A 14942-nucleotide genomic window follows, 5' to 3' on the forward strand; every position below is an offset into this window, starting at 1 on the left:
TTAAAATAACCTTTAACTTGCTTCGAAATCACTCATTTCAGCTTATCTTCTTTACTATTCCATTATTAGCAGCTCAATATCAATCCTTTCTTTTTTATGCACTAATAATTTCATTAAAACTGAATAAAATAATAAAAAAAACAACCTCACTAATTTAGTGAGATTATTTTTTAAAAACTAACTAGAATACTAACAAGCATAAGTAATACACCAACTACAAAAATAGAAAAAAAGCCAAACCATTTTGATTTATATGTAACAATTGCAGAAACAAGGTATGATATTAAAAGAGCAAACTGTATCCATAGTGGGGAGTCAATTCCTTCTTTCGTTTTAAACATGGTCCACATATTATTGAATAAAAAAAGAATAAATGAGGCTATTAAAATAATCTTGATGAATTTTTTCATGCTGTTCTCCTTTTGTGGTTTAATATTGTTGTAGTACTTCTGAATAAATTTTTGTGTAAGTATCATTCAATGTATTTTCTTCAGACAATTCGCTTTCCGATACTTTTTTAAGTGGGAATTTACTTAATGGACCGTTAGCAAAAAAATATTCACCTTCTGATTTATCTTTATTCAAAAATAAAATATATTCTTTGCCATTCTCCATCCTTTTATAGTCACTTCCATTGTTGCGATCTATATTTGAATCACTAACATTATCTTCTGACAATTGTATCGTTTCGGCTTTATTTAGTCCAATCTCATCTTTAACCACTTTGTTTATTTCCAGTTTACTCATTGTGCTTAAATCAGTTGAAGATTCTTTTTCAGAAATTTTGGTAGCAATAATTATAAGCGAGGACATTTCATTTAACTGTTTCAAATCTTCCCCTAAATACGCATATTTAGGTTGTGGACTGCTTGTGACTAAAACTTCTTGTGTTTTATTTTCTTTTACTTCCTTATTATTTGAACACGCAGCAAGTAGGGTAACACTAAGCAAACCAAAAATAATAATTTTAATTTTCATATCTTCTTCTCCCGTCATATCATGATGTTAATTTCCTACTTTTAAAGTATATCAAAAATTAATTATAAGTAAAAATATTTCCTTATTATTTTTTGAAGTCTCAATCTAACAAGATAGGATCGCCCTATTTTTCAAAATGATCTTAACACGATTTCTTCCGACCATACATATTCAAAAATTAAAATAAGCAAAAACCCTGTATATCCTAAGAAAATACAGGGTTTTAATATCATATAAAATGATTTTATTTTTTCACTTGGCTCATAACTTCTTCAACAAAGTTATCTTCTTTTTTCTCGATTCCTTCGCCTACTTCAAAACGTACGAATGATACTACTTTACCACCGCTTTGTTTTACGTATTCGCCTACTGTGATGTCTGGGTTTTTAACGAAAGGTTGGTCTTCTAAGGAAATTTCGCTTAGGTATTTTTTCAAACGGCCTTCTACCATTTTTTCAACGATATTAGCTGGTTTGCCTTCGTTTAATGCTTGTTGCGTTAATACTTCTTTTTCGTGTGCTACTTCTTCTGAAGAAACATCATCACGAGAAATGTATTTAGGGTTAATTGCAGCGATGTGCATTGCAACATCTTTAGCAACAGTAGTATCAGTAGTTCCTTCAAGAAGTGTAAGAACACCAATACGTCCGTTCATGTGGATGTATTCACCGAAAGCAGAGTTGTCTGCTTTTTCTTTTACTTCAAAACGACGAAGGGAAATGTTTTCACCGATTTTTGTAATTGCTTCTGTAATGTAATCTTGTACAGATTGGCCATTAGGCATTTCTGTTTTAAGTGCATCTTCTAAACTATCAGGACGAACTGCAAGAATTTGTTTAGCTAAAGCATCAACTAATTGTTGGAAGTTATCGTTTTTAGCAACGAAATCTGTTTCAGCATTTACTTCAAGTACTACAGCATGTTTTTCATTGCTGATTACATGAGTCATACCTTCAGAAGCTACACGATCAGATTTTTTCGCTGCTTTAGCGATTCCTTTTTCACGAAGATAATCAATTGCTTTTTCCATATCTCCTTCTGTTTCTACAAGCGCTTTTTTACAATCCATCATACCAGCACCAGTTTTTTCACGTAATTCTTTTACCATTTGAGCTGTAATATTAGCCATTTATTTTCCCTCCAATTTTTCTCTTTAAAAAAGGTGATAAGAATAGTGCCTTATCACCTTGAAAGTTTCAAATAAAATCTTATGCTTCAGTAGTTTCTTCTGCAGCTTTTTCTTCTACAGGAGCAACTTCCGCTTCCGTTAACTCTTCCCCTTGGTTCACTTCGATGATAGCGTCAGCCATTTTAGCAGTTAAAAGTTTAACCGCACGGATAGCATCATCATTTGCAGGGATTACGTAGTCGATTTCATCCGGATCACAGTTTGTATCAACAATACCGATGATAGGAATATGAAGTTTACGAGCTTCTGCAACCGCAATACGTTCTTTGCGTGGGTCAACGATGAATAGTGCATCAGGAAGACCTTTCATGTCTTTGATTCCGCCTAAGAAGCGTTCTAGTTTTTCTTGTTCTTTTTTAAGAAGGACAACTTCTTTTTTAGGAAGGACTTCAAAAGTTCCATCAGCTTCCATTTTTTCGATTTTTTTAAGGTGTTGAATACGTTTTTGAATAGTTTCAAAGTTAGTTAAAGTACCACCTAACCAACGATGATTCACGAAATATTGTCCAGAACGGATAGCTTCGTCGCGAACGGATTCTTGAGCTTGCTTTTTAGTTCCTACAAACAGGATAGTTCCGTTGTCGCTAGCTACTTCACGCATGAAGTTGAAAGCTTCGTCTACTTTTTTCACTGTTTTTTGTAGGTCAATGATATAAATACCATTTCTTTCTGTGAAGATATATTTCTTCATTTTTGGGTTCCAACGGCGTGTTTGGTGACCGAAGTGAACTCCTGCTTCGAGTAATTGTTTCATTGAAATAACAGGCATTGTGTTATTCCCTCCTATTGGTTTATTTTTTGCGGATAACCGCCCTCCGCATGGATCAACCAGCTGAAAAACTTGAACAAATAAGTATCAAGCACCTTCTCAGTCTGTCACCGTGCGTGTGTGATTTAACACCGTTTCCTAATATACCATAAAAACGAGAAATATGCAACCATCGTTTTACTTCAAATACTCTTTCTCTTCTGATTTTTAACATTTTATATTTGCTTTTATTTTGTAAATTAGTAAAAGCGCATTAAAATAATAAATTCATTTTAATGCGCTTTGATTAGTCAACTTAGTTTATAATTCCACATTTTGCATAGCATCTTTTGGCGTACCAAAGAAATACGTTAAGATAAATCCGCCTAGATATGCAGCTACTAGACCAATGATATATCCCAACCATTCATTGTTAGCGATTAATGGAACAAGCGCTACCCCAGAAGGTCCAATGGCAATCGAACCAATGTTTCCGAAGAATCCAATCACTGCGCCCCCAATACCACCACCAAGACAAGCAGTTAGAAAGGGTCTACCAAGTGGAATGGTAACTCCATAAATTAATGGCTCGCCAATTCCTAAAATACCTACTGGAAGCCCACCTTTAATCATGTTAACAAGTGGTTTATTTTTACGACAACGAACCCAAAGAGCGATGGATGCACCGACTTGTCCACCACCTGCCATTGCTAAAATCGGTAATAATATTGTATAACCACTTTGGGCAATCATTTCTACATGAATTGGTGTTAAAACTTGATGTAAACCAAACATGACCATTGGTAAGAATAATGTACCAAGAACAAATCCGGCAAAAACACCGCCAACTTCGATAACCCAGTTGATTCCGTTCACTAATCCATCAGAAACAAGTCCGGCGAATGGCATGATTAAGAAAATAGTTACTACACCAATAATGAGTAGCACCAATGTGGGAGTGAAAATGATATCTATCGCATTCGGAATTATTTTACGCAAGTTTTTCTCGAGCACACACATTAACCACACAGCTAAAAGGACACCAATGATCCCGCCTTGCCTAGCTAAAATAGGATCCCCAGTAAAAATGTTGGTGATTGTATGTCCTTCAAGTAAACCTGAAAGCATTGTTATGCCGGCTATACCTCCACCTAATACTGGTGTTCCTCCAAATTCATTGGCTGCATTAATACCAACATAAATTGCTAAGAAGTCAAATATACCTTTGTTAATAACCCCAAGGATATCGACATATTGCGTCCAAACGGCTGGGTCCAGATTGCCAGCTGTTATATTATTAGTGATAATTGCAGCAATACCAGCAATTAATCCAGCCCCAACAAAACCTGGGATAAGTGGAACAAAAATATTAGAAATAGATTTTAATAGTCTTTTAAATCCTGATGAATTATTTTGTTTTGCTTTAAGTTCTGCTTTTGTTTTAGATGCTTTTTCTTCTACTAATTCTTTTCCGGATTTAGGATTACTATCCAGATTTTCAGGAATTGTTTCTCCAATTTTCACGCCCGCCATATCTGCCATTGCTGTTGCTACTTTATTAACAACACCAGGGCCTACTATAATTTGTAAAGTATCATCTTCTACTACTCCAATAACACCAGGAACTTTTTTTAATTCTTCAATATTTACAAGTTCACTGTTAATAATACCAAGTCTTACCCTTGTCATACAATGAGCGATTCTAGAAACATTGCCCATTCCACCTACATGAATAAATATCTGTTTTCCGATTTCTGCTTCTTTCGTCATTATTCCAGCCCCTTATTTTTGAATTGTATTACGAACAAACCCGTTTGCCTTTTTTAAATTATTTAAAGCTTCTTCCTTGTGCGAGTTCGTCAAAATCATTACAATCGCTACTTTGACATGTTTTTCTGCTTCTTCATAAAATTTACTAGCAGTTTCATAATCCACATCTGTCGCTTCCATAATAATTCGTTTAGAACGTTCTTCTAATTTTTTATTGGTTGGTAAAACATCTACCATTAAGTTTTTATACACTTTTCCAATACCAACCATGGATGTTGTAGAAATCATATTTAGTACTAATTTTTGAGCTGTACCAGCCTTTAGTCTAGTCGATCCGGTTAAAACTTCGGCCCCTGTCACAATCTCCACTTGTATATCTGCATGTGCTGAAATTTCTGCATTTGCATTACATGAAATGGCTGCTGTCTTTGCGCCAATTAATCTTGCATAATCAAGTGCTCCTATTACATAAGGCGTTCGACCACTCGCCGCAATGCCAATAACAAAATCATCTTTTACTAAATTGATTTTTTCTAAGTCCTGTTTACCTAGTGACAGGGAATCTTCCGCTCCTTCCACTGCTGAAACAAAAGCTTTCTCACCGCCCGAAATTAGTCCAATCACTTGTTCTTTTGAAACACCAAAAGTCGGCACACATTCTGCAGCATCCAGAACTCCTAGCCTCCCGCTAGTTCCAGCGCCTAAATATATTAATCTTCCTCCTTTTCTAAAACTTTCTGTGACACCGTTTACAATTTTTTCGATTTTAGATAATTCTTTTTTTATAGCTGTGGTGACTCCCGCATCTTCCTCATTCATTACCATTAGAATTTCTTTTGGGGAAAGTTTATCTAAATCAATTGTTTTCTTATTCCGTTCTTCTGTTGCTAAATTCTCTAACACATTAACCACTCCTTCCAAAACAGTATAATATAAACGAAATAAAATTTCAATATATAATAATATTATTAAAACTTTATTTTTACTATATTATTTTATAGTAAAAAAAGGTATCCGCTCAAAATATAGCGAATACCTCTCTATTTATTCTCTAAAACGATTTGTCGCTTCCCGAGATTGTTTAATTTGTTGAATCATTTCGTCATAATGATGGGAAGCATAATAATAAAATAAAATATCCACGACTAATAATTGTGCTTGCCGAGAACTTGTTGCAGTACTTCTGATTTCCGCTTCAGGCGCACGTGATGTTTCTAATGCTAAATCTGCTTTTTCTTTTAATTTATTATTTCCAAATCGCGTTAAGCTTATAACTGTCACATCGTTTAATTTTGCTTGATCAACGAGTTGCAATACTTCTGAGGTCTCACCACTATTAGAAATAGCAATGAAAACCGATTTTCTTTTCCCTGTTGCAAAGGCCATGGCGAGAACATGGGCATCTTGTGTAGCTAAAACATGTTTTCCTGCACGTAACCATTTTTGTGAAATATCTTCTGCTACTAACCATGATGCACCTACTCCATATGTATAAATGGTGTCAGCATCTCCTAATAAATCACATGCAGTGAGCACTTTTGTTTCATCAAGTTGACTTGCTGTATCGTTCATCGTTTGCATCATATTAGAGACTAGTTTATCTGTGATTGTATGGAAATCTTCATTTGGCTCAATATCATAGTATCCTATTTTTTGAGGTTGAGCTAAATCCAGCGATAATTGTCGTTTCAATTCTGGAAAACTCTGAAGTCCAATCGATTTACAGAAGCGAACCACTGCGGCACCACTTGCATCTGCTTTTTGAGCAAGTTTATGAATAGAAGCTGTAGTAGTGAATTCTGGATTTGCTAACACTGTTTGCCCAATCTTTTTTTCAGACGTTGGTAAATCATGTAAAATACCTTCTATTCGGTTGATGATACTACCACTACTCATTTACTTTTCTCCATTCCATTTTTTGTTATTATACCAAAAAAATAACTAAAAATAAAACTGCCAACAAAAATGCTGACAGTTTTTTACTAATCAATTCCCAACAATATTTACTAGTTTCCCTGGAACAACAATCACTTTACGGATTGTTTTGCCTTCTAGGTTTTCTTTCATTTTGTCGTCTTCTTGTGCGATTTTTTCTAGTTCTTCTTTTCCTAGAGATTTGGCAACGGTGATTTTACTTTTCACTTTGCCATTAACTTGGAGAACAATTTCTACTTCATCTTCTACTAGTTTCGTTTCATCGTAGGTTGGCCAAGTTACGTAGCTGATTGTTTCTGTATGGCCTAGAATTTCCCACAATTCTTCTGCAAGGTGTGGCGCGATTGGTGACAAGAGTTGCACAAAACCTTCAACATATTCTTTTGGAATCGAGTCTTGTTTATATGCTTCATTGATGAAAATCATTAGTTGAGAAATCCCTGTATTGAAACGCAGGTTTTCGTAATGGTTCGTTACTGTTTTCACCATATGATGATAGGCTTTTTCCAAATTAGCATTGGCTGTTGTTGTGACTTTTTCAGCTAGGATTCCTTCTTCTGTCACAAACAGGCGCCAAATACGATCTAGGAATTTACGGGCTCCTTCTAAACCATTTTCATTCCAAGCGATAGATGCGTCTAAAGGTCCCATGAACATTTCATACATTCGAAGTGTATCTGCACCATATTTTTCTACAACTTCATCCGGATTAACCACATTGCCTCGTGATTTAGACATTTTTTCGTTATTTTCACCAAGAATCATTCCTTGGTTAAATAGTTTTTGGAAAGGTTCTTTTGTTGGCACTACGCCAATATCATACAAGAATTTATGCCAGAAACGTGCATAAAGAAGGTGAAGTACGGCATGTTCCGCTCCGCCAATATAAACGTCAACTGGAAGCCATTCTATTAGTTTTTCCTTATCCGCAATTGCTTCGGTGTTTTTTGGATCGATATAGCGCAAGAAATACCAGCTTGATCCAGCCCATTGTGGCATTGTATTTGTTTCACGACGACCTTTTCGCCCAGATTCATCTGTTACGTTTACCCAATCATGCAAATTGGCAAGTGGTGATTCGCCTGTTCCTGATGGTTTGATTTCTGTAGCTTTTGGCAAAAGAAGTGGTAATTCTTCTTCTGGTACAAGCGTGGTTTCGCCATCTTCCCAGTGAATAACTGGAATTGGTTCACCCCAGTAACGTTGTCTGCTGAACAACCAGTCGCGCAAACGATACGTGATTTTACGGCTACCGATGCCTTCTTTTTCCAGCCAATCAATGGCAGCAGTAATTGCTTCTTCTTTAGCAAGACCATCTAAGAATTCAGAATTAATATGTGGACCGTCCCCAGTGAAAGCTTCTTTTGTTACATCGCCACCTTCAAGAACTGGTCGAATGTTTAATCCAAATTGTTGCGCAAATTCAAAGTCACGTTCATCGTGGGCTGGTACGGCCATGATCGCACCCGTTCCATATTGAATCAACACGTAGTCCGCAATCCAAATTGGCACTTCTTCACCGTTGATTGGATTAATTGCGTAAGCTCCTGTGAAGACGCCTGTTTTATCTTTTGCAAGGTCGGTTCTTTCTAGTTCACTTTTTAGTTCTACTTGTTTTTTATAAGTTTCTACTGCTTCTTTTTGCTCTGGTGTAGTAATTTTTTCGATAAGTTCATGTTCTGGTGCAAAAACGGTATATGTTGCGCCAAAAAGCGTATCCGGCCGTGTTGTAAAGACATTAAACGTTTCATCGCTATCTTTAATTTTAAAAGTAACTTCTGCGCCTTCTGAACGTCCAATCCAGTTGCGCTGCATATCTTTAATATTTTCAGGCCAATCCACTAGATCAAGATCATCTAGCAAACGATCCGCATATGCGGTAATTTTAAGCATCCACTGGCGCATTGGTTTACGGAAAACTGGGAAGCCTCCGCGTTCACTTTTACCATCAATAACTTCTTCATTGGCTAAAACTGTTCCAAGTGCTGGACACCAGTTTACAGCGATTTCGGCTTCATAAGCTAGGCCATTTTCATATAGTTTTTCAAAAATCCATTGTGTCCATTTATAATATTCGGGATCTGTTGTGTTGATTTCACGGTCCCAGTCGTAGGAAAAACCTAGTGATTTAATTTGGCGAGTAAAGTTGGCAATGTTCAGTGCGGTGAATTCTTCTGGATCATTCCCCGTATCAATTGCATATTGTTCTGCTGGAAGTCCAAAAGCATCCCAACCGATTGGATGAAGGACGTTCTTCCCTTGCATACGTTTCATTCTAGACAAAATATCTGTTGCAGTATAGCCTTCTGGATGTCCTACATGAAGACCCGCTCCAGAGGGATAAGGAAACATATCAAGTGCATAGAAGTTTTCTTTATCTTTATCTTCTGTTGTTTTAAAAGTGTTATGTTCACTCCAATATTGTTGCCATTTCGGTTCCATTTTTTTATGATTAAATGTCACTTTACTCATCCTCTTTTCCTTAAAATATCGAATTTTGGCTACAAAAAAATCCCTACATCCCAACGGCTTATCGCCATGGGACGAGAGATGCTTCTCCCGCGGTACCACCCACATTAGTGTTTGACCACTCAACTTCATAATTCCTTAACGCGGAAAACGGGGATATACCCAAGCTCCATGGTAAGTTCATCCGGATTTTGTGACTGACTTGCACCAACCGTCAGCTCTCTTCACATCAAAATATGCAGATTACTACTCCAATTCATCGCTATTTCGCAAAATTCATTAGTCTTATTGTAGCTGAATTTCATTTTTTTAGCAAGCGGTCTGAAGATTTATCTAACTTTCGTAGTAAAATGTGCTAAAATGAATGGAGAATTTCATTTGAAGGAGTCTAAAACTAGTGAAACAAACGAATCCATTTGTATATAGTAATGATAATAAAAGATACCATACATGGAACTACTGTTTACGAGAAGAATTTGGTCAAAAGACGTACAAAGTGGCGCTTGATGGCGGCTTTGATTGTCCGAATCGTGATGGTACAGTAGCGCATGGGGGCTGTACTTTTTGTAGTGCCGCTGGTTCTGGAGATTTTGCAGGAAACCGGGCGCTCGATTTAAAAGTGCAATTCCAACAAGTGCGTGACAAAATGCAGACAAAGTGGAAAGACGGCAAATGTATTGCATATTTCCAAGCATTTACAAATACCCATGCTCCTGTTGCTGAACTACGCGAGAAATTCGAAACGGTTTTGAATGAGCCTGGTGTGGTTGGACTTTCTATTGCGACACGACCAGACTGTTTACCGGATGATGTCGTGGAATACTTGGCTGAATTAAATGAACGGACTTATTTATGGTTAGAACTTGGTTTACAATCCGCTCATGATGAAACTGGCCGCTTAATTAACCGGGCGCATGATTATGATTGTTATTTAGAAGGTGTGCGCAAACTGCAAAAACATAATATCCGCATTTGTACACACATCATTAACGGTCTTCCGAAAGAAACTCCGGAAATGATGATGGAAACCGCACAAAAAGTAGTTGAAAGTGGCGTGGATGGTATTAAAATCCATTTGCTCCATTTATTAAAAGGAACGCCAATGGTGGAAGATTATAAAAAAGGCGACTTAGAATTTTTAACTCGTGATGGTTATGTGAACTTAGTGGCTGATCAACTGGAAATCTTACCTCCTGAAATGGTTATTCACCGAATTACAGGTGATGGTGGTGTAGATGATTTAATTGGACCAGTATGGAGTTTGAATAAGTTTGAAGTACTGAATGCGATTGATGCAGAACTCGTTCGAAGAGATAGTTGGCAAGGGAAACTCTATCAACCTGTGGAAGTGATTTCTGAATGAATTTAAGAGGCATTCTCCCCTTCGCTCACGATACGCTGCGGAAAGTAGTTCGTCCTGGTGATTATGTGATTGACGCTACTTGTGGTAATGGGCACGATACGCTTTTACTAGCAGACCTTGTTGGTATTAATGGACATGTGCTTGGATTTGATATTCAACAACAAGCAATTAACGCGACGAAAACTCGTTTAGAAAATGCGGGTGTCACACCACAAGTGGAGCTCGTATGTGCTAGCCATGCGTTCATTCCAAAATATGCAACAAAACCTGTTCGCGCTGCTATTTTCAATCTCGGCTACTTACCAGGTGGCGACAAAGAAATTACAACAACTGCTGATTCTACATTAGAAAGTTTGGGTCATTTAATGCGGCTGCTCGAAGTCGGCGGCGTGATTATTCTTGTTATTTATCACGGTCATCCTGCTGGAAAACTAGAAAAAGATGCTGTCGTGACTTTTTGTGAAGCAATCCCGCAACAAAATTTTCACGTATTATCTTATAACTTTATTAATCAGAAAAACGATGCTCCATTCGTTATTGTCATCGAAAAAAGAAAACCTAGACAAAGCTAATTAATAGCCAGTCTAGGTTTTCTTTTATTTTCCAAAGTCGTATTTGTCTGCTACATATACGTCATACCAAATCATGAAAATAACGACAGTCCAAATTTTACGGCTGTAGTCGAATTTCCCAGCACAGTGATCATCTAGTAAATCTAGAACATATTGTTTGTTAATTAAATGATCTGTTGGTGATTCTTTAATGATATTTTTAACCCAAGCATTCATTTCGTCTTTTAGCCAGTGACGAATTGGTACTGGGAATCCTAGTTTACGGCGATTAAGTACATGTTCTGGTACAAATGTTGCTGCCGCTTTACGTAGAATATACTTGGTAGTTCCGTTGGTGGTTTTCATTGTATCTGGAATATTTCTTGCCACATTATACACTTCTTTATCCAGGAAAGGTACGCGGACTTCCAGTGAATTAGCCATTGTCATGCGATCGGCTTTGAGAAGAATATCTCCACGAAGCCAAGTATGAATATCAATATACTGCATTCTTTCAACAGGATGATAATCTTTTGTTTCCGCATAAAATGGATCCGTAATATTCGTATAATCATGACCAGCTTGGTATTTTGGAAGTAAAATTTGTTTTTCTTTTTCCGTGAACATTTTCGCGTTTCCGATATAACGTTCTTCCATCGGAGTCGTTCCGCGTTCTAAGAAACTTTTACCACGCATTCCTTCTGGCATGATACGTGCTACACTATTTAGCATGGATTTGAACACGCCTGGCATTTTGTTAAACATCACAAGTGAATTCGGTTCGTTATAAATGTTATAACCACCAAATAGTTCATCTGCGCCTTCACCCGACAGCGCTACTGTTACCTGTTTACGCGCTTCTCTTGATAAGAAATAAAGCGGAATAGCAGCCGGATCAGCAAGTGGATCATCCATATGCCAAACAATTTTTGGTAATTCCTTCATATATTCTTCTGGCGAGATAACATAACTAATATTTTCTACACCAAGTTTGTCTGCTGTTTCTTTTGCTACATCAATTTCACTAAAACCATCGCGTTCAAATCCAACAGAAAATGTTTTGATTGCTGGATGATATTCTTTAGCAATTGCAGCAATAATCGATGAATCAATACCACCAGATAAGAATGAACCAACTGGCACATCAGAACGCATATGCATTTTTACAGAATCATACATCACGTCACGCACTTCTTTGATCCATGCGTCTTCTGATTTAGTTACTGGTGCAAATGATGCTTTCCAATAAGTTGAAATTTCCATTGGTTGACCAATTTTTTTCGTAAACTGATGTCCTGGCTCTAAGCGTTTTACATTTTTAGTTAAGGAATCTGGTTCTGGAACAAATTGGTAAGTCATGTAATTTTGTAATGATACTTCATCTAGTTCTTTTTCTTTTAACGCATGCAAAATGGATTTCTTTTCAGAACCCATGAATAGCTTGCCGTCCTCTTCTGCATAGAAAAATGGTTTTATTCCAAATGGGTCGCGTGCGCCGTAAACAAGTTCTTCTTGTTTGTCCCAAATTACAAAACCAAACATTCCGCGAAGACGTTCTGCTGTTTTTTCTTTATATTTCGCATATGTAGCGATAATTACTTCGGTATCACTTTCGGTTTCAAATGTCATTCCTTCAGCAACTAATTGCTCGCGGAGTTCCACATAATTATAAACTTCTCCATTAAAAATAATCCAATAACGTTCATTTTCATACGTTAAGGGTTGATGACCGTTTTCTACATCAATAATACTTAAACGGCGGAAACCAAACTGCACGTGATCATCTGTGAAGTATCCTTCATCATCTGGCCCACGGTGCGTAATCATACTATTCATTTGTCTAAAGGTTTCTTTATCAGCGCCAGTAATTTCTGTAATGCGGTCATGTACGCATCCTACAAATCCACACATGGTAACATTTCTCCTCTATATAGATAATCATTTTATCTTTTTTTCACAACGTCTATCATATCATAACTAGGCTTTCTTTGCACTGTTTAGAAAGAAAAAAACCGAACATTCCTAAGATGAAATGCTCGGTTAGACTTATTTTACAATTAATTTTTTCAAGGCTTCTGCTTTATCGGTTCTTTCCCAAGGTAAATCCAAATCGCTACGGCCAAAATGACCAAAGGCAGCAGTCTGACGATAAATTGGGCGACGCAGGTCTAACATATGGATAATACCAGCTGGTCGTAAGTCAAATAATGCATTAACACCATCAATTAACTCTTGTTCTGAATAGTCACTTGTTCCGTAAGTATCAATAGAAATCGAAACCGGACGAGCCACTCCAATAGCATAAGCTAATTGCACTTCTACTTTTTTGGCAAGTCCAGCAGCCACAATATTTTTAGCCACATATCTTGCAGCATAAGCACCAGAACGGTCTACTTTGGTTGGATCTTTACCTGAGAAAGCTCCCCCGCCGTGGCGTGCATATCCACCGTATGTATCCACAATGATTTTACGGCCGGTCAAGCCAGCATCGCCAAGTGGTCCACCAATAACAAAGCGCCCCGTTGGATTGATAAAGTATTTCGTATCTTCATCTAAAAAAGAAGGATCAATCACCTCTGGGAAAAGATACGTATGCAAGTCTTTAGCAATCTCTTCTTGTGTGATATCTGGATGATGTTGAGTCGAAACAACAATTGTATCAATGCGAACAGGTTGATTCAATTCATCATATTCAACAGTTACTTGGGTTTTTGCATCTGGTCTTAAATAATCTAATTTTTTCGTTTTGCGTAACTCTGTTAATTTACGAGCTAAACCATGTGCTAAAAAGATAGGAAGCGGCATTAATTCTTCTGTTTCGTCCGTTGCAAAACCAAACATTAAACCTTGGTCGCCTGCTCCGATTGCTTCAATAGCAGCATCAATTTCACTACCACTTCTTGATTCTAATGCTTCGTCTACTCCTTGGGCAATATCTGGTGATTGTTCATCAATAGCCGTTAAAACAGCACATGTTTCTGCATCAAAACCATATTTTGCACGCGTATACCCAATTTCTTTAATTGTATCACGAACGATTTTAGGGATATCTACATAAACAGAAGTCGTAATTTCTCCCGCTACTAAAACTAAACCAGTTGTCACAGTAGTTTCGCAAGCCACCCGTGCGTCTGGATCTTTTGAAATAATTGCATCTAAAATTGCATCAGATATTTGATCTGCAATTTTATCTGGATGTCCATCAGAAACCGATTCTGATGTAAATAGATGACGGTTCTTAGCCAATTTTATTTTCCTCCTTTAGTTCTCTCCAAATACGTTTCATATAAAAAGCCTTCCTCTATTTTGCACAAAACGCGCACGAATAGAGAAAGGCTATAATTATACCTTTGCTCTCATCGTTCAGGAAATCTTACTCCTGCAACAGATTAGCACCTTTCACATATATGTGTAGGTTGCTGGGCTTCAAAGGGTCAGTCCCTCTACCGCTCTGGATAAGAGATAAATTTTAATTCTAAGATAGAATACCATAAAGTAAGGTTATATGCAATGAAATAAATACTATTTATACGCTAAAAATGATTCCATTTATATTTCACTTATCATTATTTCCATCCTGTGGTATGATAGATGGATAAAAAAGATGTTTTATTTATCTAAAGGAGATTGTAACTATGGGTCTAATTCCGTTATCCGCGATTATTTTTCTAGGTTTTTTAGCGGTTGTATGTTTATTTGATTTTGTTTTTCGTTGGTACTGGTTTAAATATTTCTTGGCAACAATGGGTTTAATAGCAAGTGGGGTTGTTTTTTTCATCAGTTTTTATGGTGGAGGAATGGCCCAAACAGAAATAGCAATTGCCATTTTTATTGGGGCTTTCGGTGAATATATCGTTTCCTTAATTATTAGCCTTATACGCTTTATCGTTAAAAAATCAAAGAAACCTAAACAAAAAAAAGTAAAAACAGCCTAAAAAG

13 protein-coding genes, 1 riboswitch and 1 other annotated feature are annotated in these 14942 nt (G+C 36.9%); of the genes, 3 read left to right on the forward strand and 10 right to left on the reverse strand.

Annotation, left to right across the window (positions count from 1 at the left end; genetic code table 11):
- Window positions 1-170: 170 nt before the first annotated feature.
- The 8 genes from LWE_RS08415 to leuS form a co-directional block, all read right to left on the reverse strand.
- Window positions 171-410: a hypothetical protein gene (locus LWE_RS08415; RefSeq protein ID WP_041176356.1), complete on the reverse strand. Its 240-nt coding sequence runs from the start codon at window positions 408-410 to the stop codon at window positions 171-173.
- 19 nt (window positions 411-429) lie between these two features.
- Window positions 430-978, reverse strand: coding sequence for a hypothetical protein (locus LWE_RS14265; protein ID WP_049789863.1), 549 nt, complete (start codon window positions 976-978; stop codon window positions 430-432).
- A gap of 244 nt (window positions 979-1222) precedes the next feature.
- Complete coding sequence (gene tsf / locus LWE_RS08425; protein WP_011702457.1) at window positions 1223-2107, reverse strand: translation elongation factor Ts; 885 nt, start codon at window positions 2105-2107, stop codon at window positions 1223-1225.
- Window positions 2108-2186: 79 nt separating this feature from the next.
- The gene (gene rpsB / locus LWE_RS08430; protein ID WP_003772143.1) at window positions 2187-2936 is read right to left on the reverse strand and encodes a 30S ribosomal protein S2; all 750 of its coding nucleotides are present in this window, start codon (window positions 2934-2936) and stop codon (window positions 2187-2189) included.
- Between the two features lie 300 nt (window positions 2937-3236).
- Window positions 3237-4685 (reverse strand): PTS transporter subunit EIIC, encoded by a 1449-nt coding sequence (locus LWE_RS08435; RefSeq protein ID WP_011702458.1) that lies wholly within the window; start codon window positions 4683-4685, stop codon window positions 3237-3239.
- A 12-nt stretch (window positions 4686-4697) separates the two neighbouring features.
- Window positions 4698-5588, reverse strand: a complete 891-nt coding sequence (gene murQ / locus LWE_RS08440) for an N-acetylmuramic acid 6-phosphate etherase (protein ID WP_011702459.1) — start codon at window positions 5586-5588, stop codon at window positions 4698-4700.
- Between the two features lie 141 nt (window positions 5589-5729).
- Window positions 5730-6581 carry a MurR/RpiR family transcriptional regulator gene (locus LWE_RS08445; protein WP_011702460.1) on the reverse strand — a complete coding sequence of 284 codons (852 nt, stop codon included), beginning with the start codon at window positions 6579-6581 and terminating at the stop codon, window positions 5730-5732.
- Window positions 6582-6671: 90 nt separating this feature from the next.
- Window positions 6672-9083, reverse strand: coding sequence for a leucine--tRNA ligase (leuS, locus tag LWE_RS08450; protein ID WP_011702461.1), 2412 nt, complete (start codon window positions 9081-9083; stop codon window positions 6672-6674).
- A gap of 73 nt (window positions 9084-9156) precedes the next feature.
- Window positions 9157-9358: a binding site (T-box leader), on the reverse strand.
- 128 nt (window positions 9359-9486) lie between these two features.
- Here leuS and mnmL point away from each other — a divergent pair.
- The gene (mnmL, locus tag LWE_RS08455) at window positions 9487-10452 is read left to right on the forward strand and encodes a tRNA modification radical SAM protein MnmL/YtqA (RefSeq protein WP_011702462.1); all 966 of its coding nucleotides are present in this window, start codon (window positions 9487-9489) and stop codon (window positions 10450-10452) included.
- Window positions 10449-11024 (forward strand): tRNA 5-(aminomethyl)-2-thiouridylate-methyltransferase MnmM, encoded by a 576-nt coding sequence (gene mnmM, locus LWE_RS08460; protein WP_011702463.1) that lies wholly within the window; start codon window positions 10449-10451, stop codon window positions 11022-11024. Before mnmL ends, mnmM begins: the two co-directional genes overlap by 4 nt.
- A 24-nt stretch (window positions 11025-11048) precedes the next feature.
- On the opposite strand, the gene asnB is transcribed toward mnmM, so the two are convergent.
- Together asnB and metK are read right to left on the reverse strand one after the other, a co-directional pair.
- Window positions 11049-12914: an asparagine synthase (glutamine-hydrolyzing) gene (gene asnB, locus LWE_RS08465; protein ID WP_011702464.1), complete on the reverse strand. Its 1866-nt coding sequence runs from the start codon at window positions 12912-12914 to the stop codon at window positions 11049-11051.
- A 135-nt stretch (window positions 12915-13049) separates the two neighbouring features.
- The gene (gene metK / locus LWE_RS08470) at window positions 13050-14249 is read right to left on the reverse strand and encodes a methionine adenosyltransferase (protein WP_011702465.1); all 1200 of its coding nucleotides are present in this window, start codon (window positions 14247-14249) and stop codon (window positions 13050-13052) included.
- Between the two features lie 107 nt (window positions 14250-14356).
- A riboswitch (SAM riboswitch) is annotated at window positions 14357-14465 on the reverse strand.
- Between the two features lie 173 nt (window positions 14466-14638).
- Between metK and LWE_RS08475 the strand changes: the two genes are divergently transcribed.
- On the forward strand, window positions 14639-14938 hold the full coding sequence (locus LWE_RS08475) for a hypothetical protein (protein ID WP_011702466.1): 300 nt from the start codon (window positions 14639-14641) through the stop codon (window positions 14936-14938).
- The last annotated feature ends 4 nt before the right edge of the window (window positions 14939-14942 follow it).

It is taken from the genome of Listeria welshimeri serovar 6b str. SLCC5334, assembly GCF_000060285.1.
Lineage (GTDB): Bacteria > Bacillota > Bacilli > Lactobacillales > Listeriaceae > Listeria > Listeria welshimeri.

What these genes read in the sequence shown, in the direction of transcription:
- rpsB (WP_003772143.1), bottom strand. Translation starts at nt 2,936, where the DNA reads ATGCCTGTTATTTCAATGAAACAATTACTCGAAGCAGGAGTTCACTTC.
- LWE_RS08475 (WP_011702466.1), top strand. Translation starts at nt 14,639, where the DNA reads ATGGGTCTAATTCCGTTATCCGCGATTATTTTTCTAGGTTTTTTAGCG.
- LWE_RS08415 (WP_041176356.1), bottom strand. Translation starts at nt 410, where the DNA reads ATGAAAAAATTCATCAAGATTATTTTAATAGCCTCATTTATTCTTTTT.
- mnmM (WP_011702463.1), top strand. Translation starts at nt 10,449, where the DNA reads ATGAATTTAAGAGGCATTCTCCCCTTCGCTCACGATACGCTGCGGAAA.
- LWE_RS14265 (WP_049789863.1), bottom strand. Translation starts at nt 978, where the DNA reads ATGAAAATTAAAATTATTATTTTTGGTTTGCTTAGTGTTACCCTACTT.
- LWE_RS08445 (WP_011702460.1), bottom strand. Translation starts at nt 6,581, where the DNA reads ATGAGTAGTGGTAGTATCATCAACCGAATAGAAGGTATTTTACATGAT.
- asnB (WP_011702464.1), bottom strand. Translation starts at nt 12,914, where the DNA reads ATGTGTGGATTTGTAGGATGCGTACATGACCGCATTACAGAAATTACT.
- tsf (WP_011702457.1), bottom strand. Translation starts at nt 2,107, where the DNA reads ATGGCTAATATTACAGCTCAAATGGTAAAAGAATTACGTGAAAAAACT.
- LWE_RS08435 (WP_011702458.1), bottom strand. Translation starts at nt 4,685, where the DNA reads ATGACGAAAGAAGCAGAAATCGGAAAACAGATATTTATTCATGTAGGT.